Source organism: Falsiroseomonas sp. HC035 (assembly GCF_050563525.1).
In the GTDB taxonomy this organism is placed as follows: Bacteria; Pseudomonadota; Alphaproteobacteria; order Acetobacterales; family Acetobacteraceae; genus Falsiroseomonas.
The window spans coordinates 1-23,282 of sequence record NZ_JBNXUN010000030.1; the positions used below are offsets into that span (position 1 = coordinate 1).

The 23,282-nt window shown below is 67.7% G+C and carries 24 protein-coding genes and 3 pseudogenes; 19 read left to right on the forward strand and 8 right to left on the reverse strand.

What is annotated here, in order from left to right:
• Positions 1-877, forward strand: an 877-nt coding sequence (locus ACLF3G_RS27815) for a LuxR C-terminal-related transcriptional regulator (protein WP_430672635.1), incomplete at its 5' end; no start/stop codon positions are given.
• Between the two features lie 51 nt (positions 878-928).
• Here the strand turns inward: ACLF3G_RS27815 and ACLF3G_RS27820 are convergent.
• The 3 genes and pseudogenes from ACLF3G_RS27820 to ACLF3G_RS27830 all read right to left on the reverse strand — a co-directional run.
• A complete protein-coding gene (locus ACLF3G_RS27820; protein ID WP_430672636.1) occupies positions 929-1,717 on the reverse strand; it encodes a type 1 glutamine amidotransferase domain-containing protein in 789 nt (262 codons plus the stop codon).
• A 29-nt stretch (positions 1,718-1,746) separates the two neighbouring features.
• Positions 1,747-2,358 (reverse strand): DUF1269 domain-containing protein, encoded by a 612-nt coding sequence (locus tag ACLF3G_RS27825; protein ID WP_430672637.1) that lies wholly within the window; start codon positions 2,356-2,358, stop codon positions 1,747-1,749.
• 395 nt (positions 2,359-2,753) lie between these two features.
• Positions 2,754-2,897, reverse strand: a pseudogene (locus ACLF3G_RS27830) (IS3 family transposase); the annotation flags it as partial.
• A gap of 35 nt (positions 2,898-2,932) precedes the next feature.
• Between ACLF3G_RS27830 and ACLF3G_RS27835 the strand changes: the two are divergent.
• Complete coding sequence (locus ACLF3G_RS27835; RefSeq protein WP_430672662.1) at positions 2,933-3,061, forward strand: hypothetical protein; 129 nt, start codon at positions 2,933-2,935, stop codon at positions 3,059-3,061.
• A gap of 32 nt (positions 3,062-3,093) precedes the next feature.
• On the opposite strand, the gene ACLF3G_RS27840 is transcribed toward ACLF3G_RS27835, so the two are convergent.
• The 3 genes from ACLF3G_RS27840 to cobA form a co-directional block, all read right to left on the reverse strand.
• Positions 3,094-3,531 carry a helix-turn-helix domain-containing protein gene (locus ACLF3G_RS27840; RefSeq protein WP_430672638.1) on the reverse strand — a complete coding sequence of 146 codons (438 nt, stop codon included), beginning with the start codon at positions 3,529-3,531 and terminating at the stop codon, positions 3,094-3,096.
• Between the two features lie 83 nt (positions 3,532-3,614).
• Positions 3,615-6,590 (reverse strand): PAS domain-containing protein, encoded by a 2,976-nt coding sequence (locus ACLF3G_RS27845; protein ID WP_430672639.1) that lies wholly within the window; start codon positions 6,588-6,590, stop codon positions 3,615-3,617.
• 1,313 nt (positions 6,591-7,903) lie between these two features.
• Positions 7,904-8,719: a uroporphyrinogen-III C-methyltransferase gene (gene cobA / locus ACLF3G_RS27850; RefSeq protein ID WP_430672640.1), complete on the reverse strand. Its 816-nt coding sequence runs from the start codon at positions 8,717-8,719 to the stop codon at positions 7,904-7,906.
• A gap of 213 nt (positions 8,720-8,932) precedes the next feature.
• On the opposite strand from cobA, the gene ACLF3G_RS27855 reads away from it, so the two are divergent.
• The 14 genes from ACLF3G_RS27855 (at position 8,933) to ACLF3G_RS27920 (ending at position 19,270) form a co-directional block, all read left to right on the forward strand.
• Positions 8,933-9,271: a DUF2849 domain-containing protein gene (locus ACLF3G_RS27855; protein ID WP_430672641.1), complete on the forward strand. Its 339-nt coding sequence runs from the start codon at positions 8,933-8,935 to the stop codon at positions 9,269-9,271.
• Positions 9,272-9,283: 12 nt separating this feature from the next.
• The gene (locus ACLF3G_RS27860) at positions 9,284-10,975 is read left to right on the forward strand and encodes a nitrite/sulfite reductase (protein WP_430672642.1); all 1,692 of its coding nucleotides are present in this window, start codon (positions 9,284-9,286) and stop codon (positions 10,973-10,975) included.
• Positions 10,962-11,453: a DUF934 domain-containing protein gene (locus ACLF3G_RS27865; RefSeq protein ID WP_430672643.1), complete on the forward strand. Its 492-nt coding sequence runs from the start codon at positions 10,962-10,964 to the stop codon at positions 11,451-11,453. Before ACLF3G_RS27860 ends, ACLF3G_RS27865 begins: the two co-directional genes overlap by 14 nt.
• On the forward strand, positions 11,453-12,004 hold the full coding sequence (locus ACLF3G_RS27870) for a precorrin-2 dehydrogenase/sirohydrochlorin ferrochelatase family protein (RefSeq protein ID WP_430672644.1): 552 nt from the start codon (positions 11,453-11,455) through the stop codon (positions 12,002-12,004). The genes ACLF3G_RS27865 and ACLF3G_RS27870 overlap by 1 nt, the downstream gene beginning before the upstream one ends.
• 338 nt (positions 12,005-12,342) lie before the next feature.
• On the forward strand, positions 12,343-12,570 hold the full coding sequence (locus ACLF3G_RS27875; protein WP_430672645.1) for a hypothetical protein: 228 nt from the start codon (positions 12,343-12,345) through the stop codon (positions 12,568-12,570).
• Positions 12,567-13,376 carry a TauD/TfdA dioxygenase family protein gene (locus ACLF3G_RS27880; RefSeq protein ID WP_430672646.1) on the forward strand — a complete coding sequence of 270 codons (810 nt, stop codon included), beginning with the start codon at positions 12,567-12,569 and terminating at the stop codon, positions 13,374-13,376. The genes ACLF3G_RS27875 and ACLF3G_RS27880 overlap by 4 nt, the downstream gene beginning before the upstream one ends.
• 140 nt (positions 13,377-13,516) lie before the next feature.
• The gene (locus ACLF3G_RS27885) at positions 13,517-13,735 is read left to right on the forward strand and encodes a hypothetical protein (protein ID WP_430672647.1); all 219 of its coding nucleotides are present in this window, start codon (positions 13,517-13,519) and stop codon (positions 13,733-13,735) included.
• Positions 13,736-13,740: 5 nt separating this feature from the next.
• Positions 13,741-14,484 carry a Bug family tripartite tricarboxylate transporter substrate binding protein gene (locus tag ACLF3G_RS27890; protein WP_430672648.1) on the forward strand — a complete coding sequence of 248 codons (744 nt, stop codon included), beginning with the start codon at positions 13,741-13,743 and terminating at the stop codon, positions 14,482-14,484.
• A gap of 117 nt (positions 14,485-14,601) precedes the next feature.
• Positions 14,602-15,618 (forward strand): sulfate ABC transporter substrate-binding protein, encoded by a 1,017-nt coding sequence (locus tag ACLF3G_RS27895; protein ID WP_430672649.1) that lies wholly within the window; start codon positions 14,602-14,604, stop codon positions 15,616-15,618.
• Positions 15,615-16,466 (forward strand): sulfate ABC transporter permease subunit CysT, encoded by an 852-nt coding sequence (gene cysT / locus ACLF3G_RS27900; RefSeq protein ID WP_430672650.1) that lies wholly within the window; start codon positions 15,615-15,617, stop codon positions 16,464-16,466. The genes ACLF3G_RS27895 and cysT overlap by 4 nt, the downstream gene beginning before the upstream one ends.
• On the forward strand, positions 16,463-17,302 hold the full coding sequence (cysW, locus tag ACLF3G_RS27905) for a sulfate ABC transporter permease subunit CysW (RefSeq protein ID WP_430672651.1): 840 nt from the start codon (positions 16,463-16,465) through the stop codon (positions 17,300-17,302). The genes cysT and cysW overlap by 4 nt, the downstream gene beginning before the upstream one ends.
• Entirely contained in the window at positions 17,299-17,832 is a 534-nt protein-coding gene (locus ACLF3G_RS27910) for a sulfate/molybdate ABC transporter ATP-binding protein (RefSeq protein ID WP_430672652.1), read from the forward strand. The genes cysW and ACLF3G_RS27910 overlap by 4 nt, the downstream gene beginning before the upstream one ends.
• Positions 17,833-18,390 (forward strand): hypothetical protein, encoded by a 558-nt coding sequence (locus ACLF3G_RS27915; RefSeq protein ID WP_430672653.1) that lies wholly within the window; start codon positions 17,833-17,835, stop codon positions 18,388-18,390.
• 82 nt (positions 18,391-18,472) lie between these two features.
• Positions 18,473-19,270 (forward strand): IS5 family transposase, encoded by a 798-nt coding sequence (locus ACLF3G_RS27920; RefSeq protein WP_430672654.1) that lies wholly within the window; start codon positions 18,473-18,475, stop codon positions 19,268-19,270.
• 6 nt (positions 19,271-19,276) lie between these two features.
• Here ACLF3G_RS27920 and ACLF3G_RS27925 read toward each other — a convergent pair.
• Positions 19,277-19,378: pseudogene (locus tag ACLF3G_RS27925) on the reverse strand (IS5/IS1182 family transposase); the annotation flags it as partial.
• Between the two features lie 78 nt (positions 19,379-19,456).
• On the opposite strand from ACLF3G_RS27925, the gene ACLF3G_RS27930 reads away from it, so the two are divergent.
• The 3 genes and pseudogenes from ACLF3G_RS27930 (at position 19,457) to ACLF3G_RS27940 (ending at position 22,241) form a co-directional block, all read left to right on the forward strand.
• A complete protein-coding gene (locus tag ACLF3G_RS27930) occupies positions 19,457-19,756 on the forward strand; it encodes an alpha/beta hydrolase (RefSeq protein WP_430672655.1) in 300 nt (99 codons plus the stop codon).
• A 214-nt stretch (positions 19,757-19,970) separates the two neighbouring features.
• Positions 19,971-20,290, forward strand: a pseudogene (locus tag ACLF3G_RS27935) (integrase core domain-containing protein); the annotation flags it as partial.
• Positions 20,291-20,732: 442 nt separating this feature from the next.
• Entirely contained in the window at positions 20,733-22,241 is a 1,509-nt protein-coding gene (locus tag ACLF3G_RS27940) for a M10 family metallopeptidase C-terminal domain-containing protein (RefSeq protein WP_430672656.1), read from the forward strand.
• Between the two features lie 414 nt (positions 22,242-22,655).
• Here ACLF3G_RS27940 and ACLF3G_RS27945 read toward each other — a convergent pair whose 3' ends face one another.
• Positions 22,656-23,252: a TetR/AcrR family transcriptional regulator gene (locus tag ACLF3G_RS27945; protein WP_430672657.1), complete on the reverse strand. Its 597-nt coding sequence runs from the start codon at positions 23,250-23,252 to the stop codon at positions 22,656-22,658.
• Positions 23,253-23,282: the final 30 nt, after the last annotated feature.

The window sequence follows — 23,282 nt, forward strand, 5'->3', positions numbered from 1 at the left end:
CCCGGCATTCGAGGTGATCTGGGGCGAGCCGAGCAGCGCGTTCATCGACGATTCGGTCCGATGGGCGCAGACCATCCATCCCGATGATCGGACCCGCATCATGGATGCGCTCGACCGGGTCGCGCTGGGGGAGGTGGTCGTTCAGGAATACCGCATCATTCGCCCGGACGGGAGCGTGCGCTGGATCCGGCACACCTCCTTTCCAATCCCCGACGACCAGGGACGGGTGCGGCGTAGCGGCGGCATCGCGCAGGATATCACGCGGCACGAGGGCTCTGTCGTGTACGTGGTCGACGCCGACGACGCCTCGCGCCAGGATCTCGTACTGCTGCTGCAGGGAGCCGGCTACGATGTGAAGGCCTTCGCATCCGCGCGGACCTTTCTCGGCATGGCCTCCGCGCTCATGGCCGGCTGCGTCGTGCTGGATGCCGGTTCGCCGGCTGCGGGAGAGATCATGTTGCCGCAGCAGCTCAAGGCTCGCGGCATCGCGCTTCCGGTCATTGTCGTGGGCGCAGCCAACGATGTTGGATTGGCGGTGCGGGCGATGAAGACCGGCGCGTCGGATTGGCTCGGAAAACCGTATGGAACGTCCGAAATGCTGGCCTCGGTCGCTTCCGCGATGGCCGCGATTCGTGGCGCGACGGAAGCCGATTCCGCCCTGCGCCAGGCACAAGCGCGCATTGCCGGCATGTCGCCCCGCGAGCGGGAGGTTCTGCAAGGCTTGCTCGCGGGCGGCACCAACAAGACGATCGCCCGGACACTGGGCATCAGCCCGCGGACGGTCGAACTCCACCGCGCGCATGTCATGGAGCGACTTGGCGCACGCACCTTGCCCGAAGCGGTGCTGATCGCCGCAGCTGCTGGACTGAAACCCTAAATCGCTGGGAAGATCCTTGCATCGTGGCTGGCGATGCGCGCCGCCGAGCGGTCAGCTGGCGGCGCGCCCGCCGACGCGGAGCGCCTCGAGCACGTGGCGCGCGACCAGTTCCGAGGATTGCGGGTTCTGTCCGGTGATCAGGTTGCGGTCGCGCACTGCGTACGGGTGCCAGTCGGGTCCCCGTTCCAACTTTCCGCCGAGCTCCGTCATCCGGTCCTCGAGCAGGAACGGCACGACCTCCGCCAGCTCGACGGCCTTCTCCTCGGTGTTGGTGAAGCAGTTCACCCTGCGACCTTCCACGATGGCGCGGCCATCCCGGCGTTTCGCCGCGACCAGCCCGGCTGGCCCGTGGCACACGGCGGCGACGACTTTGCCCATATCGAAGTGGCGGCCGACCAGGCGTGCCAATCCGCGGCTCGCCGGCATGTCCCACATGGCGCCGTGCCCACCCGGCAGCAGCACCGCGTCGAAATGCTCGTCCGCAAGGTCGTCCACCGGGACCGAGACTCGCGCCGCCTTCATGGCCTTGGCGTCGCCAAGGAAACGGCGCACCGAAGCGGGGACCTCCTGAAGCCCTTCCGGCTGCTCGCCACGCGGTTGCCCGGCGCCGGCGGGGATGCTGCGCGGATCGATGGGAATCGAGCCACCCCGGATCGAGGCGAGGATGATGGCCGCTCCGGCGTCGAACAGCGCGTAGTAGGGCGTTGCCAACTCCTCCAGCCACACTCCCGTTCGGTGGCCGGTCGCGCCGAGGTCCGCGTGCGACGTCGTGACGATCAGGATCCTGCCGGCAGCCATGGTGTTTCCTTTCTGGGCTGGGCGGGACAGGGCCCGCGGCACGCAGCGTGGCCATCGAGCGGCTTCGGCATTCACGTCACTTGGGGCGTGCCTCTGGCGCCCACAGGATCACTCGCGGGCATCGGCGATGGCGCGGCCATCGGCGATGGCGCGGCACTGCCGGGAAGACCCACCGATCCACCAGCGAGTGCGGCCTGCAGGCGCGCTTCCTGCTCGGGCGACAGAGAGGACCGGATCACGCGGCCGCGGAACCGCGAGATCTCTGCGAGCACCTTCTCAGGTCGCATCTTGCGCACCAGCACGAAGAGCGCCGAGGTGCCGGGGTGCAGGGTCTCACCCAGCTGTCGTATGAAGTCGTCGTCGATGCCGTAGTCTGCAAGCGCCCCCGACAATGCGCCCGCGCCCGCGCCGAGGGCTGCGCCGGTCGCCAGGCCGATGAGCGGATTGAGGAACAGCAGGCCGACGAGCGTGCCCCACAGCGAACCCCAGAGAGCCCCCGTGGCGGCGCCGGCACCGATCAGGTCCACGCTCTGCTTCATCCGCAGCTTGCCGTCCGCCTCGCGGATCACGACGACGGCGTCTTCCAGGTCCACCAGGTACGCCTTCTGCATTCGCTGAAGTTCTATCAGGACGCGGTCCGCCTCATCCGCATTGTCGAAGCCGACGACGACAAGTTCCGACATGGTGCTCTCCTCCTACCGAGGATCATGAGTGGCGGTCCCGCACCGTCGTGGGTCACTGGAGGCGACGAACCGTCGGATTGCATCGAAGCACGTCCGCGACGGTGGCGCCTTGACCATGGTCAATGCAGGCATCGACTTTTCGCCGGCAAACGGGGCATGAACGGCAATCGTGGAGGTCTGCCGCAAGGCGGGCATCTTGGAACCGCCGCTTACCACTCACCACTGCGATGCAACACTCAGTGCTGTCCGCCTGGCCTCTCCTCTGCAACATCGTCAGCCAGTAGATGCCCTTGAGCAATTCGCCGCCCGAGCGCCTCAACGAAGCGGTCGTAGCGATCTTTCCCCTTCGCGTGCGAAGCAGAATGCATCACCCCGGGCAACGCCGGTGTGCCTTGGCTCGACTTGCGGGTCAGCCAGGCATGGAAGCCGGAGCGCGATACACCCAGCGCCGAGTACGGCCAGGACAGCGGCCAGATTCCTCTGTGCTTTGCGATGAAGTCAAACTTCGTGTCGCATCCCTCGCGAAGGAGGTCGCGGCCTTCCTGAGAAACTTCTAGGCCGGCGCCGCTGCCTGTTGCTGGACAAAGCCAAGAAGGGCGATGCCGCCGGCGACACTCGCATCGTGCGCCGAGTGTCGGCGGCGGGGATCGAGGCGGCGGTGGTGGACCAGGTGCGGGCGCCGCTGCGGCAGCCCGGATCGTAGTCGGCACATGGCAGGCGGCGCGCCGGGAGGCGTCAGGCCTGACCAGGGCGAGGCCCCGACGCGCTGCACCGGCTGGACCCGCTGTGGGAGCAGCTATTCCCGGCGGAGCGGCTGACCTTGGCCATCGCCGGCGCCGTCCAGTGCGTGGTCTGGCCAGGCGGGTCCGGGAGCGTCAGCTGCACCACGCGCTCGATGATCGCCGTGCCGAGTGGCGGGATGCGTGACGGGCGGGTCCTGTCGCGCAGCAGGCCATCCGTACCCGCCTGCGTGGATCGCTCCTGCCATCGCCAGGCAGCGGCCTTGGCCACGTCCAGCTGGCGCATGATCTCGATCGTGCCGTGACCATCGGCGGCGAGCAGCACGATGAGGGCACGCCAGAGATGCTTCTGCGGGCTGTTGCGGTTGCCGATGATAGCGAGCAGGCGCCCGCAGTCGTCGGCGGTGACATGCAGGAGGATCCCGGTGCGCATGCCCCGGATCCGCATGCCGCACCGCGCCGGAGAAAACCGGATCGGATTCCTTCATCAGCGCTTATCCACCGGCCTTTCCCGACTCATCCCAGGCGGGGCAGTGCCGCCACCTCCGCGGGCGCCGTGACCCTGGGCAGCGGCGCTTCGACGTGACAGATAAGACCTTCCGGGGCGAAGTCGATCCGCGCCGTCCCGCCGAGGTCGTACGAGAGGCCCCGCTCCACCAGCGAGGTGCCGAAGCCTCGAAGCGCGGGCGGCGCGACCGTCGGGCCGCCCCGCTCCCGCCATGTCAGGTGAAAGCGCGGCGCGGGCCCCGGCGGCACCTCCCAGTGAACCTCGACATGGCCGGTCGGGACTGAGAGGGCTCCATACTTCAGCGCGTTCGTGGCCAGTTCGTGCAGCGCCATGGAAAGCGCCATCGCCGCACGCGGCGCCAGCCGCAGCGGCGGACCCGAGACCCGGAACCTCCCGCCCACTCGCCCGCCATGAGGGGCGAGTACGCCAGCCACCACTTCGTCCACGTCCGCCCCCGTCCAGGCTTCGCGCGTCAGCACGTCGTGGGCGGCGGCAAGCGCCAGCAGCCGCGTTTCCAGCCTGCGGCGAACCGACGGGTCGACGCCGCGCAAGCTATGCGCCGCGATGGACTGCACGGTGGCCAGCGTGTTCTTCACGCGATGATTCAGCTCGTGGACCATCAACCGCAGGCGCTCCTCCGCGCGCTTGCGCTCGGTGATGTCGACCGACGCCCCGACCAGGCCCACCACCTCTCCGGTGTCGTTCCGGAACGGTGCTTTGGTGGACAGCCACACGGCCGGCCGACCGTCCGGCAGGCTCACCGCCTCCTCGAACTGCTCGGCGGTCCCGCTCTCCATAATCCGGTGATCATTCGCCATGACGATGGCGGCCTGGGCCGGGTCGTCGAGGAACTCGGCGTCCGTCCGGCCGAGGATCGCGTCGAGCGGCTTGCCGACCAGCGCCGCGGTGCCCGCGTTCGCCACCAGCATCCGGCCGTTGCGGTCCTTGGCGTAGACCACGCCCGGCACCCCCGCGACGAAGGCGCGTAGCAACGCAGCCGAGCGGTCCCGCTCCGCCTCCAGCGCGCGCCGTGCCTCGACGTCGAGCAGGATGCCCGGGAAGCGTACCGGCGCGCCGTCTGGGCCCAGGTCCACGCGCCCGTTCGCCTCGATCCAGCGATAGACGCCGTCGCGGCCGCGCACGCGATACTCGTGTCTGTAGGGACCGCCCCGCGCCAAGCCTTCGTCGATCGCGGCGTGCAGCCCGGGGAGGTCCGCCGGATGGACGGTGGCAAGGACCTGCTCCAGCAGGAGGCCGGAGCGACCGATGGTGGGGTCGATCCCGAAGTGCTCGGCGAAGCGCTCGTCTACCGAAACCCGATCGGCGACCAAGTCCCAGTCCCAGGTGCCGACGATCGCCCCGGCGGCCAGTGCGAGCTGCACGCGCTCCGCCGCGGCGAGGGCCTCCTCGTTGCTGCGCGCGAGCGCCGCCGCAACCTCGCGCGCCGCGGTGCAGTCCCGGATGACGCCTAGGATCCGCAATGGTCGGCGGCCGGCCGGCGCGGCAGGATCCGGGACGAAGACGGTGCGGCCGGTCGATGCCAGCCAGCGCACCGTCCCGTCCGGGCACCGCACGCGGTAGTCTAGGGCGAGCCCATCCTCGGGCTCGGCCGGGTCGAGGGCGCGGGCGATGGCCGCCTCCGCCCCGGCGCGGTCCTCGTCCAGCAGCGTCGCGGCCCAAATGGCGTAGTCCACGGCGGCGTCGCGTGGCAGGCCGAACAGCGCCCTGCAGCGCGCGTCCCAGATGAGCAAGTCCGTGCCCGCCGCCACCTCCCATCGCCATGTGCCGAGGTCGGCGGCGTCGAGCGCGAGGCGCAGTTTCTCGTGCCCCTCCGCGAGCGTCGCTTCGCGCGCGAAGAGCGCGGCTTCGGCGGCGGCGAAGCCCTGCCGCAGCGCCTCCAGTTCTGCCACATGGGCGGGCGGGATCGCCGCGGCGGACCCGCCTGGCGTGGGCTGGCCGCCCTCGGCGAGCCTGCGTGCATAGACTTCCAGGCGTCGGACCGGCACCAGCACGCCGCGCGCGACAAGGATCGTGAGCATGCTGCCGAGCGTCAGCGCGAGAAGGGCGCCGGTGCCGAGCGCGTGGGCCGCGGCGCGCCAGGCGGCGTCGAAGCTGGCGGCAGGTTGCGCCGCAACGACCGTCCAGCCGGGCGCAGTGTCCAGCCGGTGGAAGCCGAACACCTGCTCGGCGCCGTCGAGCGCGGCGGCGCGGTAGATGCCCGAAGGCGCGGCGGCCAGCTGGCGGCGGTTCTCCTCCGGGATGGTCTGCCCGAAGCGTTGGGAGTGCAGCGCATCCGAGCGCGCGACCACCACGCCGCGACTATCCGTCACCGCGGCGAAGGAACTCGTGGGCAGGTCCGGCGCGGCGAGGAGGCGCCGCAAAATCTCGGGATCGAGCCGAACCGCGAGGATGAAGGGGATGCGGTTGCCGCGCACCACTGGCACGGCAACGCCGACCAGGGGAGGGCCCACCGCGATGCCGGCCACGAGGTCGGTCACGACGGGTCGCCTCGTCTCCGCCGCCAACCGGAACTCGGCCGCGGCGGAGGCCCCGGCCGGCATCCCCGGCGGGAGTGCGGTATCGACGACCGCGCGGAGCGAGGCGGCGTCCAGCAGCAGGGCAGTGGTGCCGAACGTCGCCGTGACACGGCGGGCCTGGGCATCGAAGCGGGCGAGGTCGGGTTCCGGCTCGTCGAGGGCTTCGGCGGCGGCCAGCCCCCGGACGATGTGGAGGTGGCGGTCGATCTCCCGGTCGAGCGCGAGCGACAGGCTCTGCGCCGTGAAGCGCAGCCCGTTCTCGACGGCCGCCTGGCGCCCCTTCACCGCCTCCCAAGCGGCAATGCCGCCGAAGGCGAGTGTGGGTAGCAGCACCGCGAGCACGAGTCCGAGAAGCAGCGCCGCGAAGCGCAACTGCCGCGGGCGGGCACGGTCCCGACCGCGGGCCGGCCTGATCTCCGCCCCCTCGGAGGGAGGAGCATGAATCATCGGTCGGCCCTGCGTCCCAGCGACGGAACGAGCGAAGCCATGCCGCTCATTTCCAGGTTCGCGACGTGCGAGAGGATGCGTCCGGGCTCGATCAGGATTTGGCCGCGCACCAGACTCACCTCTTCAAGGTGTCGCGCGGGACTGGCCTAGTCCTGGCCGTGGAAGGCTGCGAGCAAGTGGAGGTATCCTATCGGGTAGGACAACCCGCATGAGCGCAGTGTAGCGGAGCATCCTGCGACACCGTCAGCTCCACTTTGTTCTTCAATCGCATGAAGCTACTGGCCTGAGGTTAGCTCGCCGGACTCGGAGATGCCATGATTCGTTTACGAATTTTTCGGCATGGGCGGCAGGCATGCGAGCCCGCAGCTTTGACCAGGGGTCTCGTCGCAATTGATCCTGTCGTAAGCTGACTGCCTGGCCTCCTGCGGATGCTTTCGAGTGAAATTCGACTTCACTCCTGCAGCGGCTAAGAGCCAGTCGAGGTAGAACGGCAACCAACATTTGCCAAAAACGCCACGCCATGGCGCCATTCGATCCGGTCAGCCACCGCAGTGCGATGGGACGAACTGCCTCGGAAGTGATCTCGCTGGCGTCGGTTGGAGTGGAGGTCCGTGCTCCCAGACGCGACCGGTAAGCGATGGGAAGCTCAACTCATGCCCACGAGTGTCAGGCAACATGCAACTGTTTCGACCAGCTATACCTTTTAAACAGAGTTTGGCTACCGGTAGGGTTTAGAGAGACCGCGCCGTTCATAGAGAGGTTCCTGACATCGTTTAGTCAGCGCACCATCAACGGCTGCGTGAAAAAGCGCAGGAAGGCCGCGCATAGCAGCGCCGGTCATCGGGACGAAGAATGGTTGAATTCCGCCGATCGGAGCAGCGGTGGGAACTGGAATCCAACCTTCTCTGGTAAGGACGCTTTGCGGTCGCCGCTACCCCTGGCGCTGAGAGGCAGGGCTATGGTTCTCGATTTGGCATGGCGCATCTGCTGCCTACGGCAACGCAGCTTGATTTTGGTGCCCGTACCGCATCGATTGTGTGAAACGCGCCGCTTATTCAAGCAGGCCGAATGTGACCATCAGCAGAAGAACGATCAGGTTGATCGATGTTACAATGCTGGCCGGAAGCCAGGTTTCGCGAAAGTGGTCGTTCGGGCATGACTGAAACGGATCCTGAATTTCAACTAGGGTCGGCCGTTCATCGAGTGGATCAGACGTGTCGCAGGGCGCAGTTCGCCGCCTGCGTTGCGCCTGTTGCCTGGCATCCTTTGTTGAAGGTCTCGCGTCTGCATCGTGCACCGTACATGCGCCTTCGTCATCGAGTGACCACGTTGCGGTAGTCCTGCGCTTCGGCCGCGACCGAGCCGCCAATCGCCGCCACCTCCCCGATGACGATCAGCGCAGGCCCGGGCAGACCTGCGCGACGTAGCGCCAGCGTGCAGGCACCTAGCGTGGTGTGCAGTACTGCCTGGCTCGGCAGCGATGCCTGCGAAATGACTGCTACGGGTGTGCTGGCCTCGCGGCCTGCAGCGAGCAAGCGAAGCGCGATGTCGTCGATGCGGCTCAACGCCATGAAGGCCACAATTGTGCCGCCGGTAAGAGCCAAGGCATTCCAATTGGTCGAGCCGGGCAGAGCGCCGCTATCGTCATGACCCGTGACGAACGTCACCGCGCTGGCCACGCCGCGCTGGGTCAACGGTATGCCCGCCGCGGCAGGCGCCGCGGTACCAGCAGTGACGCCCGGCACAATCCGCCAAGGTACGCCAGCAGCATCGAGGAAGGCGGCTTCCTCTCCGCCGCGGCCGAACACGAAGGGGTCGCCTCCCTTCAATCGTACGACCCGCAGGCCAATCCGCGCACCGGCTTCCATGCGAGCGTTGATCCAAGCCTGTGGCACCGATTCTTGGCCTTTGCGCTTGCCGACGTTGACCACCTCAGCGCCAGGCCGAACCAACCGCAGCACCGCGCGCCCCGCGAGAGAGTCGTGCAGCACCAGATCGGCGTGCCTGAGGGCATCTGCGGCCCGAAGGGTGAGCAGGCCGGGGTCGCCTGGGCCGGCGCCAACCAGCCAAACCTCGCCAGGTTGCGGCCCAGCCCCCGAGGCCAGCGAGGAGCAAAAACGAACGCTCATGATCAATGGCTCCCGAGACCGTCATAGCAAGACATACTCCCTTTCCGTCGTAAAGCCCGGTCTGATCGCGTGATGGCGCAAAAAAACGGCCTCACTTAGAAGAAAATGCTAGACTCCGTTTGTCTGTGCTGGCAAAGGCGAGGATGGCTGAAGGCCGTTCGGCGCTTGCCGCAGGGCGCAGTTCCGCCTTCGATAACGATGAGGAATTGTTCCATGGCCAGGCCACCTGCACGGTCCGCGACCATCCCGCCGCCAGGCACGGCCGCCGTCATCCTCACGGCCAATCGCCTCCGTGACGGCCGCGTGGTCTGGCTCACGGCGAAGGGCTCCTGGTCCGAGGCGTGCTGCCAGGCACGCATATTCGGGTCCGAGGAGGTGGCTGTAGGCTTGGCGGCTGCGACCGACGCGGAACGCACGCAGCATGTGGTCGGCGCCTATCCGGTGGATGTCGCGCCAGGCACCGGGCATCCGCTGCGCCTGCGCGAGAGGCTGCGTGCCAAAGGCCCCTCGATCGAGGCCGAGCATTGGCCCGCCATCTCCGTGGCCTCCTGAGGAACCCTTGTCATGGACGCTCATGCCAGCACCGGCCCGCATTCACCGCGCATCTATCGCTACGACGAGATCGACCGTGACTTCCTCGCCGGCCGTATCGCCGAGTTCCGTGGGCAGGTGGCGCGCCGCGTCGCCGGTGCGCTGACGGAAGACGAGTTCAAGCCGCTACGGCTGATGAACGGCCTGTACCTGCAACTGCACGCCTACATGCTGCGCGTCGCCATTCCTTATGGCGTGCTCGAATCGCGTCAGCTTCGCCAACTCGGCCATATCGCGCGGCGGTACGACCGTGGCTTTGGGCATTTCACGACGCGGCAGAACATCCAGTTCAACTGGGTCAAGCTGGAGGAGACGCCGGACATCCTGGAGGCGCTGGCGGAGGTCGACATGCACGCCATCCAGACCAGCGGCAATTGCGTGCGCAACGTCACGACGGACGAATTCGCCGGCGCCGCGGCGGATGAGCTGGTGGACCCGCGCGTCTACGCTGAAATCCTGCGGCAATGGTCGACGCTGCATCCCGAATTCACCTACCTGCCGCGCAAGTTCAAGATCGCCATCACCGGTGCGCCGCATGACCGTGCGGCGATCAAGGTCCATGACGTCGGCGTACTGGCGAAGCGCAACGCCGATGGCGCGACGGGCTTCGAGATCTGGGTCGGCGGCGGGCTCGGCCGCACGCCGATCATCGGCACCAAGCTGTTTGACTTCGTGGCCGAGGCCGACTTCCTGGCGACGATGGAGGCGGTGCTGCGCGTCTACAACGCGCTCGGCCAGCGGGAGAACATCTACAAGGCGCGCATCAAGATCCTGGTTCGCGATTTGGGCGAGGAATTCAAGCGCCTGGTCGAGCAGGAGTTAGAGGAGATGCCAAGGGGGCGCTATCATCTGGCGCCCGAGGTGGTGCAGGCCATCGCCGCGCATTTTGCGCCACCGCCCTTCGCGCTGCTGGAGCCGAACCCACCCTCGCTTGTCCGCGCCAAGGCGGCCGACGCGGCCTTCGCCACCTGGGTTTCCAACAGCACACACCCGCACCGCGCGCCGGGCTACGTTTCCGTCGTGGTGTCGCTGAAGCCGATCGGTGGCATCCCCGGCGACGCCTCGGCCGATCAGATGGAGGCGGTGGCTACGCTGGCGGATCGCTTCTCCTTCGGCGAGATCCGGGTCAGCCACGTGCAGAACCTGGTGTTGCCGCATGCCCGGCAGGAGGATCTGCATGCGCTGTGGCTGGGCCTTGTCGAACATGGGCTGGCGACGCCGAATATCGGCCTGATCTCCGACATCATCGCCTGCCCCGGCATGGACTATTGCGCTCTGGCCACGGCACGCAGCATTCCCATCGCGCAGCGTATCAGCGAGCGGTTTGCCAGCCTCGACCGGCAGCTCGATATCGGCACGCTGCACGTCAACATCTCCGGCTGCATCAATGCTTGCGGGCATCACCATGTCGGCCATATCGGCTTGCTCGGCGTCGACAAGCGGGGGGAGGAAGTCTACCAGATCACGCTCGGCGGCAGCGCCACCAACGACGCGAAGATCGGCGACCTCATCGGCCCGGCCTTCTCCGCCGATGCCGTCGTGGATGCGGTGGAGACGCTGATCCGCGTGCACGTTACGCATCGCCGCCCGGGCGAGATCTTCAAGGACACCTACCGCCGCCTCGGCGCCGCACCATTCAAGGAGGCGCTTTATGGCGCTGCTTGAGAACGGCGCGCTGCGCGCCGACCCATATCTGCGGGTGGCGGAGGAGGACCCGCTGCCGGATGGTGCGCCGGCGCTGCTGACGCTGGCGCGGCTGCTGCGCGAGACGCCGCTGCGCAATGCCCCGATGGGCGTGGAGCTGCCGCCCGATGCCGATCCCGCGGACCTGGCACCGGTGCTGGACCGGCTGGCGCTGATCGCGCTGCGGCTGCCGAAGCACAAGGATGGTCGCGCCTTCACCCAGGCGCGCACGCTGCGCGAACGCTTCGGCTTCCGCGGCGAGATCCGGGCGACCGGTCATGTCCTGCCCGACCAGTACCTGTTCCTGCTGCGCTGCGGCGTCACCACCGTCGAGGTGCCGGAGGATGCCGACGTGGCGGTGTGGGAGGCTGCGCGGCGCGTCATCCCGGTTGCCTACCAGGCGTCCGTCGGCTCCGAGGAGCCGCTCTCGCTGCTGCGCCGCCGGCTAGGCGTCACCTGATGCTGCCGCTGGTCTTCACGGCCGAGACGCCGACGCTGCTCGCTGGCACCGGCCCCTGCTTCGACAAGCGCCTGCGGATGCTGCGGGGTGCAGGACTGAGCCGCTTCACGATATTCGAGGACCGCCTGCCGCCGGAGGCCGCGTTGGAGGGGCAGGCGCTTGTCTTCGGCGCCGGCTTCGATGACGCGGAGTCCGATTGGCTTGCCGGGCAGGCCCGGCGGCGGGGCATACCCGTCAACATCGAGGATGTGCCACGGCTCTGCGACTTCCACGTCCCGGCCATGGTCCGTCGCGGCCGCCTGCTGGTCACCGTCTCCACCAATGGCGCGGCCCCGGCCCTGTCATCCGCCCTGCGCATGTGGCTGGAGGAGGCTTTTGGCCCGGAATGGGCCGGGCGGCTGGAGGAAGTCGCTTCGATGCGTGCCGCTCTGCGGGCGGAAGGCCGCGACATGGACGAGGTGCGGCGCGCCGTGCACGCGCATCTGGCGGCGGCCAATTGGCTCGGTCAGCACCCTCCGCCGTCGCGTCGCGAGGTGGCCTGGGATGGCTGACGCGCTGGCGACTCTTCGGCCAATGGCGGTCTGCCGGGAGCTGGCGGCCGAACACCCGCCTTGGCGGCCGCACTGGCCGTGGCGCGGGCTGGTCCGCTCGGCCCCTCCTCCTCCGTCAGGCGCGGCGCCAGACTTCGACGCCTTGCTGCGCAGCTTGCTGGTGCTGTGACATGCACCGGCATGGCGGCGACATGAACGACCCTGCCCTGGAAAGGGTTGAAACGATGCCCGTTGTTGCCGAACCACGCCCTGCACACTGGCCCACCGCCCTTGCTCCCGCGCGGTGCTGTCGTCGCGGCTGAATGTCGCCACGCCATTGCACCCCAAGGAGCTACACCATGATTCAGTCCCGCCCCATCGAGATCGACGGTCGATTTGTCGGCGTCGCCGTGCATTCCGCAAAGGATTGGCACCTCGTTGCCGTCGATCCCGCACTCGAGGATCTGCACGGAACACGCTTTCCTAGCCCTGCGGATGCCGAGCGCGTCGCGCGTCTCGTCTTGCGCCGCGCCCGCGGCGGCCCACCGCGCCCGGTGCTGGTGCCGGTCACGGGCTTTGCCGGATGAGCGCCCTGCTGGACGCACCGGAGGTGCGTGTGGAGGCCTTGCATCCCGTTCTGGGGGTGCGGATTACCGGGCTCGACCTGTCATGCCCATCTGCCGTGCGACTGGTGCGCGATTCACTGGCGCGGCATCTCCTCGTCATCATCCCAGACCAGCAGATGGATCCGGTGGCGCAAATCGCCCTCACGGCGCGGCTCGGCGGCGTCACGCGGCATCCGCTGGACGGGCTGGTGCTGAAGGAAGCGCCGGATGCGCTGCTGGAAATTCCGTCGCAAGATCTGCGTGACGCCGAGTGGCACGCGCACCTCACCTGGGCGGCGACGCCGAACCGCTTCTCGGCCCTGATCGCGACGCGCGGCGGTGGGGCGGCGGATTTCGCCAGCCTGATCCATGCCTACGATCGCCTGTCACCCTGGCTGCGTGACCGCGTCGAGTACCTTCAGGTGGCGCATGACCACGCCCGCCGCCGTGCCGCCGGCCTGGCGGAGGCGGTCCATCCGCTGGTTCGCGTCGACCCGGATTCCGGCCGCCGCAGCCTGCTTCTGGACGCCGGGACCGCCCAGCAGGTGATCGGACTGCCGCAGGCGGAGGGTGATGTCCTGCTGCATCGCCTACTGACCCTGGCCACGGAGCCCTCCGTCACGCTGCGGCACCGCTGGCAGGCGGGTGACCTCGTGCTGTGGGACAATCGCGTGGTGCTGCACCGTGTCGTCTCGGCACCGGATGGAGCGCTGCGGCGGACCATGGTGCGCGGCACCACGCCATTGGGCCCGGCCGCCTTTGCAACGCCCTGGGTCTCGGCGGGCTGACCCGATGAGGCGCCAGCCCTTGGCCACGCTCCGGCCTGCGCTGCGATGTCGCCCGGCGAGGGCCCGCCGCCGGCTTGGCTGATTCCGGCGACCGGCCCTCGCCCTTCGTCACGCCTGCACCCCCTGACGAGGACATTCCGATGACACCGACACGACGCCACATTCTGACCGCAGCCTCCCTCGCGCCGGCCATCCTGACCCGCCCCGCCCGCGCCTTCCCGCATCGCCCGATTCGGTTGGTCGTTTCCTCCGCCCCTGCGGCCAGCCTCGACACCCTGGCGCGCGTGCTGGCGCCGGCGCTGTCCGCGCGCCTTGGCCAGCCGGTCGTGGTGGAAAACAGGGCGGTGCGAACGGCCTGATCGCCATGCAGCAGGTGGCGCGCGCCGAGCCCGATGGCCACACGCTGCTCGTCACCGGCGACGCCATCGTGCTGGCGGAACTGACCCTGCCGCAGGCCGGCTTCACGGTGCGCGACAATTTCGCGCCGGTTGTTCAGGCGGTGCGCGCGGCGCAGATCATCGCCACGCATCCCGGCACCGCCTTCGCCGCTATTGCAGGCTATGTCGCAGCCATCCGGGCGCGGCCTGGCGCGCTGAATGTCGGGATTCCGTCGCGGGGAGGCATCGCGCAGGTGGTGCATGAATTGCTGTCCCGAGAGCTCGATGAGCTGCCCGTCGAGTTCGTCAGCTACCGCGGTGGCGGTCCCGCGATCCTCGACCTGATCGCGCGCAATACCGATGCGCTGGTCATCACCCTGCCGGCCATCACGGAACAGGTGCGACAGGGGGCCATCCGTCCGCTGGCGGTCAGCACGGCGCGCCGCGACTCCGCGCTGCCGGAAATCCCGACGCTGGCAGAGACCGTGGCGCCGGATTTCGACGTGGAATCCTGGCAAGGCGTCCTGGCGCCGGCCGCCACGCCGCCGGCCATCATCGCGAGGTTGCACGAGGGCATCGCCGCCGCGCTGCGCGACAGTGCTGTCCATGCCCGGCTCACCGGGCTTGGCTTCGAGGTGGTCGCCGCCGGGCCGGAGGAATTCCGTGCCCGTGCGGAGGCCGCGACGGCGCGCTTCGCGGGCGTGACCCGCCGTGTAACCCCCGGCGGATAGGGGAGGTGGGACGATGCTGCTCCGCCTGACCCTACTCGCCATCCTGCCGACCCTGGCCGCGAGCCGGCCCAAGCCTCCCATCGACACCATCCCTCCCAGCACGAAAGGATCCGCATCATGACCGTGTTCACGCCCGGGCTGGCCCGTCGTGCCCTGCTGGTCGCCAGCGCTGGCCTGGCCGCGGCGCCGGCCCTGGCACAGCAGGCGCCGGTCCTGCTCAACGTCTCCTACGATCCGACGCGGGAATTGTACCGCGAGTACAACGCCATCTTCAGCAGCCGGTGGCTCAGCCAGACGGGTGCCAATGTTCGCGTCAACACCTCCCATGGAGGCTCCGGCCGTCAGGCGCGCAGCGTCATCGACGGGCTGGCGGCGGATGTCGTCACCCTCGCACTGGCCTATGACGTCGATGCCATCGCCGAGCGGGGCTTGATCGCAACGGATTGGGCAACCCGCCTGCCGGACAACAGCGCGCCCTACACCAGCACCATCGTGTTCCTGGTGCGAAAGGGAAACCCGAAGGGTGTTCAGGACTGGGGCGATCTGATCAAGCCCGGCGTCTCCATCATTACGCCCAACCCCAAGACCTCCGGCGGGGCACGCTGGAACTACCTGGCCTTCTGGGCCTGGGCGCTGCGCCAGCCCGGCGGCAGCGACGCCACGGCGGAGGCGGCAACGCACCGGTTGTTCCGCCAGGTGCCGGTCCTGGATACCGGCGCGCGAGGGTCACTGACCACCTTCGCGCAGCGGGCACAGGGCGACGTTTTCCTGTCCTGGGAGAATGAGGCGCATCTCGCTTTGCAGGAATTCGGTGCCGACAAGTTCGACATCGTCTACCCGCCCTTCTCCATCCTGGCTGAGCCCTCCGTCGCCGTGGTGGATCGCAACGTCGACCGGCGCGGCACGCGGGCGATCGCAGAGGCCTACCTGCGCGGCCTCTACACGGAAGACGGCCAGGCGCTGGCGGCGAAGCACTACTACCGGCCGCGCAATGCCGCGATCCTGGCCGCCAACGCGGCACGGTTCCCTCAGATCGATCTTGTGACGATCGATGACGTGTTTGGCGGCTGGCATACGGCGCAGCGCACGCATTTCAGCGATGGCGGCGTGTTCGACCGCATCCAGCGCCGATGAGCCTCGCTCTTCCCCTCGCGCGCCGGCCTGGGATGGTACAGGCCATCCCGGGCTTCGGGCTGGCCTTCGGGGTGACCCTGATGTGGCTGGTCCCGATCGTGCTGGTGCCGCTGCTGGCGCTGACCCTCAAGCCCTGGGAACTTGGCCTGGCGGGCGTGTGGGCTTCGCTGACCGAACCGCGGGTGCTGGCTTCGCTGCGCCTGTCCTTTGGCACGGCGCTGCTCGCCTCCGCGGTGAACGTGCCAATCGGCCTGCTGATCGCCTGGGCCATCGTACGACAGCGCTTTCCGGGCCGGGCCATGCTGGACGCGGCGGTGGATCTGCCCTTTGCGCTGCCGACCGCGGTGGCCGGTATCGCGCTGACCGCGCTCTTCGCGACCAATGGCTGGCTCGGCGCGCCAATCGCCGCGGCCACCGGCTGGCAGGTGGCTTTCACCCCAGCCGGCATCGTCGTGGCGCTGATCTTCGTCGGCCTGCCCTTCATCATCCGCAGCGTCGAGCCGGTGCTGCGCGACCTGGCGGCGGATGTGGAGGAAGCCGCGGCGACACTCGGCGCGACACGGCGGCAGACTTTGGTGCGGGTGGTGCTGCCGGCCTTGCTTCCCGCGATCCTCACCGGTTTCGGCCTCGCCTTCGCACGCGCGGTCGGCGAATATGGCAGCGTGATCTTCATAGCGGGCAACATGCCGATGATCAGCGAGATCGCGCCGCTGCTGATCGTGGTCCGGCTGGAACAATTTGATTATGCCGGCGCCGCCGCCATCGGCCTCGCCATGCTGGCACTGTCCTTTCTGATCCTGCTGGCACTGAACCTGGCGCAGCGCGCGCTGCGGCGTGGCCGGCAATGAGTTTCCGACGCGTTACCCACGATCCAGCCTGGGCGCAGATCCTGATCGGGGTCCTGGCGCTGACGCTCGGTGTGCTGCTGCTCGGCCTGCCGCTACTGGCAGTTTTCGTGGAGGCGCTGCGCCGCGGCCTCGATGTCGCCTTGGCCGCCATTGTCGAGCCCGACACCTGGGCCGCAATCGAGCTGACGCTGCTGGTCGCTGCCATCACGGTGCCGGTGAACCTGGTGGGTGGCGTCGCCGCCTCCTGGTGCATCGCCAAGTACGATTTCTGGGGGAAGGGACTGCTGACCACCCTGGTGGAGTTGCCCTTCAGCGTCTCCCCCGTCATCGCCGGTCTGGTCTTCGTGCTGATCTTCGGCCTGCAGGGCTGGCTCGGAGAATGGCTACAGGCGCGCGACATCCAGATCATCTTCGCGCTGCCCGGCATCGTGCTAGCCACCGTCTTTGTCACCTTCCCCTTCGTCGCCCGCACCGTGCTGCCGCTGATGCTGGAACAGGGCCGCGAGGAGGAGGAAGCGGCGGCCACGCTCGGTGCCTCCGGCCTGCAGATCTTCCGGCGCGTCACGCTGCCCAACATCAAGTGGGCGCTGCTGTCCGGCGTTCTGCTGTGCAATGCGCGCGCCATGGGCGAATTCGGCGCCGTCGCCGTGGTCTCCGGCCATATACGCGGGCAGACCAACACCATGCCGCTGCATGTCGAGATCCTGTACAACGAGTACCAGTTCGCCGGCGCCTTCGCCGTCGCCGCGCTGCTCGCCCTGCTCGGGCTGGTGACGCTGGCGGCCAAGGCGGTTCTGGAACGGCTGACTGGCCAGGCGCGGAGGTTCGCCGCATGACCGTGGAGACAACCGGCCTTCTGTGCCGCTTCGGTGCCGCCGCCGCGTTGGACGGCGTCTCGCTGCGCATCGAAAGCGGCGAATTCGTCGCCCTGCTCGGCCCCTCAGGCTCCGGCAAGACCACGTTGCTGCGCGTGCTTGCGGGGCTGGAAGGGCTGGATGCGGGGCAGGTGCGGATCGACGGCGTGGACATGGAGGGCGTGCCGGCCCGCGCCCGTGGTATTGGCGTGGTGTTTCAGCACTACGCGCTGTTCCGCCACATGACGGTCTTCGATAACATCGCCTTTGGCCTGCAGGTCCGCCCCAGCGGGCGCCGCCCCGCCAGCGTCGAGATCGCGCGACGCGTGCGGGAATTGCTGGAACTTGTGCAGATCCCGGAGCTGGAGCGGCGCTATCCGGAGCAGGTCTCCGGCGGTCAGCGCCAGCGCGTGGCGCTGGCCCGGGCGCTGGCGATCGAACCGCGCCTCCTGTTGCTGGACGAACCTTTCGGCGCGTTGGACGCACTGGTACGGCGCGATGTGCGGCGCTGAGTGCGCGGCCTGCATGACCGCCTGGGCCTGACCAGCATCCTCGTCACGCATGACCAGGAGGAGGCGATGGAACTGGCCGATCGCGTCGCGGTCATGGATCGTGGCAGGGTGGTGCAGTTCGACACGCCCGCCACGCTGCTGTCCTACCCCGCCAGCCCCTTCGTCGCCGGCTTCGTCGGCGGCGCCACCCGGCTGGCGGGACAGGTGGAGGGCGGCGTGCTGCGCTTCGGCGAGCTGCCGCTGCCGCCGCTGCGCGTGGCGCTACCCGATGGCCCGGCGCAGGCCTTCCTACGCCCGCGCGACCTCTCGGTCAGCCCGCCAGAAGATGCCGCCCATGGCGCGACTATCAGCTTGCTGCATCCCCAGGCCGACGGGACAGCCAGGGCGGTGGTCCAGGCCGGCTCTGCGACGCTGGAAGCCGCTCTGCCTGCCGGTGCCATCTGGGCGCGGCGCGGAACGACGTGCCGGTTGCACCTTCACGGCGCGCAGGCGTTCGGGGCCGATGGTGCGGTAGCGGAGGCGACGCCGCTGGTTCAGGCAATGGCCGGGAGGCGCTGAGAGACCTTCTGAGAGTGGCTTGCCGCGACGCGGCCGAGGATGATTCAAGCTCGGGATATGGACCCGAGACACCTGAGAGCGGATGGCCGAGCTTGGCCGTAAGACGAAGCGCTACCCCTCCGACCTGACGGACGAGGAATGGGCGCGGATCGAGCCGCTGCTGCCGAAGCCGTCACGGCGGGGGCGTAAACCAGCGGTCGATCTGCGCGAGGTGCTGAACGCGATCCGCTACATGGCGCGCAGCGCGGGCGGGTGGCGGATGCTGCCGGTGCACCTCGGTCCTTGGCAGACGGTCTATTGGTGGTTCCGGCGTTTCGTCCGGCGCCTGCTGTTCCGCACCATTCACGACGTGGCGCTGATGCTGGACCGCGAGGCGGCGGGCCGGGAGGCCAGCCCGAGGGGCGGCGAGCCCGACAGCCAGACGGTGAAGGCGCCGTTCGCAGAAGCGCGCGGCTGTGACGGCGGAAAATGGATTGTCGGGTGGAAGCGTCACGTCGCCGTGGATACGGACGAGCGATTGTTGATGGTGAATCTCATCCCCGCCGACGTGTCGGACAGCGCGGGCGCGCAGACGATCCTCGATGCCATCCGCCAGCGCTGGCCATGGCTGAAGCACCTGTTCGCGGGCGCGGGCTACGACCGCACCAAGCTCATGGACAAGGCAACATTCCTCGACTTTGTCATCGAGATCGTCCGCCGCTCCGACAAGGCTGTGGGCTTCGAGGTCATCCCGCGCAGGTGGGTGGTGGAGCGGACCTTCGGCTGGATGATCCGTTGGCGCCGCCTCGTCCGCGACTACGAGAAGCGACTCGATGTGTCCGAGGCCATGATCCACGTCGCCATGGGCGCCCTCCTGCTCCGCCGCGTCGTCCATCGTTGATTCTCAAACGAAATCTGAGAGGCGCTTGAGGCGCGACATGGCTATTTCGGCCAAGCTACGTCGGTGATAGCCGCTCCACCGTTTCATAGCCGCGAGCCGAGATGTCGAAATTCAGGGTGCCCTACCCGCCGGAGTGCTGACGGCAGATGGTGGAACTGGTCCGATCGGGGCGAGCGCCCGAGGAGCTTGCGCGGCGAATTCACGCCTGCGGGTACCACGCGGCGCAGCACGACGCAGACCAGCAAGTTGAAGTTCATGAATTTCTACCCGTTCAACGACATCGAGACGATCTCACCGCGGCCGATGCTGTGCATCACCGGGGATCGGGCGCACTCCCGGGAGTTCAGCGAGGACGCCTACCGACGCGCAGCGGAGCCGAAGGAACTCCACCATGTCGCAGGCGCGGGGCATGTAGACCTGTATGACCGGGTGAACCTGATCCCGTTCGACAAGCTCACAGCATTCTTCAATCGGCACCTCGCATAGGCCTCCGCCACATCGCGCGGATCGACCAGGTTCCGGTGGATCAGTCTGCCGGAATACCTGGCCGCAGGACCAGAGCTGCAGCGCCTTCAGCGTTCGGCAGGGGATCGGCTGGTCCTGCTGCCGACAGTCCAGACAGGAACGAACAGATGAAGCGCCTCGCCATCGCCGTGCAGTCCTGCACCCTGGCCAGTGCATCTCCCAGCCATGCGCAGGGCTCGGTGTGACGACGCTGTTCATCGAGCCCAGCAGCCCCTGGAAGAACGGCTACAACGAGAGCTTCAACGGCAAGCTGCGGAACGAATTGCTGAACCGGGCGATCTATTCGCTGCGTAGGCCGAGGTGCGGATCGAGCGCTGGCGGCGGCACTACAACACCATCAGGCCGCACAGCGCGCTAGGCCATCGGGGGCCGGCGCCGGAAGCGGACCGCTCCGGCAGGGTCGGCCAGCCAGGACACAACACAAGCCAAGTCTCTCATGGCCTGTGGAGCCCCAATGAGAGGCAGATCCAATCCAGACCCTTGCTGTGGCCATGACCATATCGAAAAGTTATTGAGGCAAAACTAAGCCATAAAGTATCGTGCGAAATATACAGTTCAATATTTTTCGTTTTATTGCGGCTTTGAAGTAGCGCGCCCGTAAACTTCCTTCTATAGACGCGTTGCTGGGCAGGTCATCCAGCTCGTTCCTCACCTCTGGCCCGTTCGAATCGAGTTTCCATCCAAGTGCCCGCGCAAGGTCATGCGCCGTCTGTGGCGCAGGATCCGGCGCACCGGTGCCGAAAGGTACCGCGGCCGCTACGCCTGCAATCATCAGACCAACCAGCACGCTAGGAGGCGCGAGCCTTGATGGGCGACGGCGCCAGCGACCCTGCTCGCGGGCCATCGTGCTCGAGCGACTTCGGATCGGGACAGCTTGCGCGCTGTGGTCTCAGACGCGGCGCCCCTTCCATTCCCAAGTAGAAGTGGAGAAACATGAGTGACTGACACGATCAACCTGAGCGGCGACTACGGATACCAGGCGTACAAGATTTCCGGCCTGGACGCGGGCACGACGGTTTCTGCCGGCGGGGCGACCTGGATCCAGGACAACGATGGCAGGGATGGGTCAAGCAGTCCCTACCCCTTTGCCGTCTACGACGCGCCGGGCGCCATCCTCAGCGGCGGCACCATCATCGGGGAGATTGACCTCTCAGGAGATTGGCGCAGCGTCTACAACCTCGGTAACTCGGCTGCGATCCGCACCGAGGACGCTTCAAATGTCGTCGTCCGGGACTGGCGCATCACCGACACCTGGGATGCGGTCCGCGTCTCGTGGAACAGCCCCGACTTCCTTATCGAAAATGTCTGGGTAACCAACGCGCGCGACGACGCGGTGGAGAATGACCGCCTGCAGAGCGGCACGATCCGCGACAGCCTTTTCGACGGCGTCTTCGGCGGCATCAGCATTGATCCGTCGTCCTCAAGCCCGGTCGACGGCCACGACAACACGGTCACCCTCGACAGTGTACTGATGCGCATGAAGTCCTTCCTCTATGAGGGAGAGATGACGCATTCGGCGATGATCAAGACGGATTCAGCGACCGATGGCGAGGTGACGCCGAACCTGCGGTTCATCAACTCCGTCTTCGCCATTGAGAATGTGGAGCACCGCAGCTACCGCAGCATGCTCGACGCATGGTCGAACACGGTCGAGTCGCGCGGCAACGTCTTCCTCAACCTTTCCGATACGGCACTGCCATCCGATTATCCGATGCCGCCGGCGGGATGGACGATCCTTCAGGGCCAGGCCGCGCGCGAGTACTGGGAAGCGGCGAAGTCTACCTGGATCGCAAACCGCGGGGATGGTGCCGCCGCGGAACCGCCGCCGCCCGCTGTACAGCCGGCCCCAGAACCGCCGCCGCCCACTGTACAGCCGGCCCCAGAACTGCCGCCGCCCACTGTACAGCCGGTCCCGGAACCGACGGCACCGCAGCCGGAAGCCGATGAGAGGGCCACCTTCTCCGGCGTCACATTCAGAGGCTCGAGCAGTTCGGACACGATCATCGGCAACGCGCTGGACAACAAGATCGAAGGTCGCAGCGGCGCAGACCTGATCAAGGGCGGCGCAGGCAACGACACCATCGACGCCGGAAATGACGGTGACACCGTGTACGGCGGCGCCGGCGATGATGTCTTCGTGTTCCTCCGCGGTGGCGACATGGACGGCAGCGGCAGTGTCGACATCTTTATGGATTTCGAACAAGGGGCCGACAGGTTCGACCTCCGTGCGATCGACGCGAACAGCAAGATCGGCGGCGACCAGGCCTTCGCCTTCATCGGTGACCAGGCCTTCGCTGGGAAGACTCCGGGCCAGTTGCGCGCAGCCTACGATGCCGCCAATGACCTGACCGTGGTTCAGTTGAACACGGACAACGATGCTGCACCGGAGCAGTTCTTCCACCTGGACGGTCGGCACAGCTTGACCGCATCCGACTTCATCCTGTGATCGTGTCGGTCCCAGGCAAATGGTGCCGCTCCGGCCCCGCATGCCTGGGCCGCCATGACCATGGCAGGGCCGCGCTTCAGTGACCGTTTGAGAGTGGCTTGGCGCGACGCGGCCGAGGATGATTCAAGCTCGGGACCGAGGACCAGGAAACTCGGGCCCGAGCCCACCCCGCGTTCCACCGGGGGAACGGGAGTGGCTATCTGAGCTGGACTGGTGTTACGCCGGCGGTTGGCCGGGCGTTCGGGACTTGGTGGCGACGACCGCGGCTACGGCCCACAAATCGAAGTGCTGGCCGCGCGGAGGTCGACTGCGGGCGCTCACCAAGGCTTGGCGTGCGATGGCGGACCGCAGGGTCGCGACGCTGCGCGAGGGTCAGACCTTGGCGACAGCAATTGTTGCGTAGCAACTGGTAGATCAGGCTCGCCGCAGGGCTCCGTTCAGGAAGACGGCCACTGCATCCCGAACCATCGCCGACATCTCCCGCGCGTCCGGCGCCAGCGCCACGCCCAGGAGCATTCTGATCTGGATCGCGCCAAACGCCATGCCATACAGCATTCGCGCCGCAATCACGGGATCCTCCAGCGTCAGCTTGCCCTGCGCCACCTCCAGTGCGAGCCGCCGTTGCAGGGAGCTGCACCCGCGGCTCACCAGGACGCGGTGCCAGGTTTCAGCAAGCTCTGGCGAGCGTTGCACCTCAGCGATGACCAGGCGAAATATGCTGGTCTGGCGCTGGGCCAGCAGGTGCTGCCCGGTGGCCTGCAAGATCCCCGTCAACGCCGTCTGAACATTCGGATCGCGCTCAACCTCCAACTCGATGTTCAAGGGCAGGAGCGTCGAACTGATGGTCGTCTCGAACAGTTCTGCCTTCGATGGAAACGCACGGTAGAGCGTGCGCTTCGACATTCCGGCAGCACGCGCCACGTCGTCCATGCTGGCGGCTGCGTAGCCGTCGCGCAGGAAGATGGTCGCGGCGGTCTCTTGGAGGAGATGCCGCCGCTCCTCCTCCGGCATGGGCTTCCGGCCCGGCTTACGCCGCGCCAG

Bases quoted from the DNA above. Each gene is read 5' to 3' on its own strand.
- ACLF3G_RS27825 (WP_430672637.1), bottom strand. From the start codon at position 2,358: ATGTCGGAACTTGTCGTCGTCGGCTTCGACAATGCGGATGAGGCGGAC.
- ACLF3G_RS27840 (WP_430672638.1), bottom strand. From the start codon at position 3,531: ATGCGCACCGGGATCCTCCTGCATGTCACCGCCGACGACTGCGGGCGC.
- ACLF3G_RS27845 (WP_430672639.1), bottom strand. From the start codon at position 6,590: ATGATTCATGCTCCTCCCTCCGAGGGGGCGGAGATCAGGCCGGCCCGC.
- cobA (WP_430672640.1), bottom strand. From the start codon at position 8,719: ATGAGCGTTCGTTTTTGCTCCTCGCTGGCCTCGGGGGCTGGGCCGCAA.
- ACLF3G_RS27855 (WP_430672641.1), top strand. From the start codon at position 8,933: ATGGCCAGGCCACCTGCACGGTCCGCGACCATCCCGCCGCCAGGCACG.
- ACLF3G_RS27860 (WP_430672642.1), top strand. From the start codon at position 9,284: ATGGACGCTCATGCCAGCACCGGCCCGCATTCACCGCGCATCTATCGC.
- ACLF3G_RS27865 (WP_430672643.1), top strand. From the start codon at position 10,962: ATGGCGCTGCTTGAGAACGGCGCGCTGCGCGCCGACCCATATCTGCGG.
- ACLF3G_RS27870 (WP_430672644.1), top strand. From the start codon at position 11,453: ATGCTGCCGCTGGTCTTCACGGCCGAGACGCCGACGCTGCTCGCTGGC.
- ACLF3G_RS27875 (WP_430672645.1), top strand. From the start codon at position 12,343: ATGATTCAGTCCCGCCCCATCGAGATCGACGGTCGATTTGTCGGCGTC.
- ACLF3G_RS27880 (WP_430672646.1), top strand. From the start codon at position 12,567: ATGAGCGCCCTGCTGGACGCACCGGAGGTGCGTGTGGAGGCCTTGCAT.
- ACLF3G_RS27885 (WP_430672647.1), top strand. From the start codon at position 13,517: ATGACACCGACACGACGCCACATTCTGACCGCAGCCTCCCTCGCGCCG.
- ACLF3G_RS27890 (WP_430672648.1), top strand. From the start codon at position 13,741: ATGCAGCAGGTGGCGCGCGCCGAGCCCGATGGCCACACGCTGCTCGTC.
- ACLF3G_RS27895 (WP_430672649.1), top strand. From the start codon at position 14,602: ATGACCGTGTTCACGCCCGGGCTGGCCCGTCGTGCCCTGCTGGTCGCC.
- cysT (WP_430672650.1), top strand. From the start codon at position 15,615: ATGAGCCTCGCTCTTCCCCTCGCGCGCCGGCCTGGGATGGTACAGGCC.
- cysW (WP_430672651.1), top strand. From the start codon at position 16,463: ATGAGTTTCCGACGCGTTACCCACGATCCAGCCTGGGCGCAGATCCTG.
- ACLF3G_RS27910 (WP_430672652.1), top strand. From the start codon at position 17,299: ATGACCGTGGAGACAACCGGCCTTCTGTGCCGCTTCGGTGCCGCCGCC.
- ACLF3G_RS27920 (WP_430672654.1), top strand. From the start codon at position 18,473: ATGGCCGAGCTTGGCCGTAAGACGAAGCGCTACCCCTCCGACCTGACG.
- ACLF3G_RS27945 (WP_430672657.1), bottom strand. From the start codon at position 23,252: ATGCCGGAGGAGGAGCGGCGGCATCTCCTCCAAGAGACCGCCGCGACC.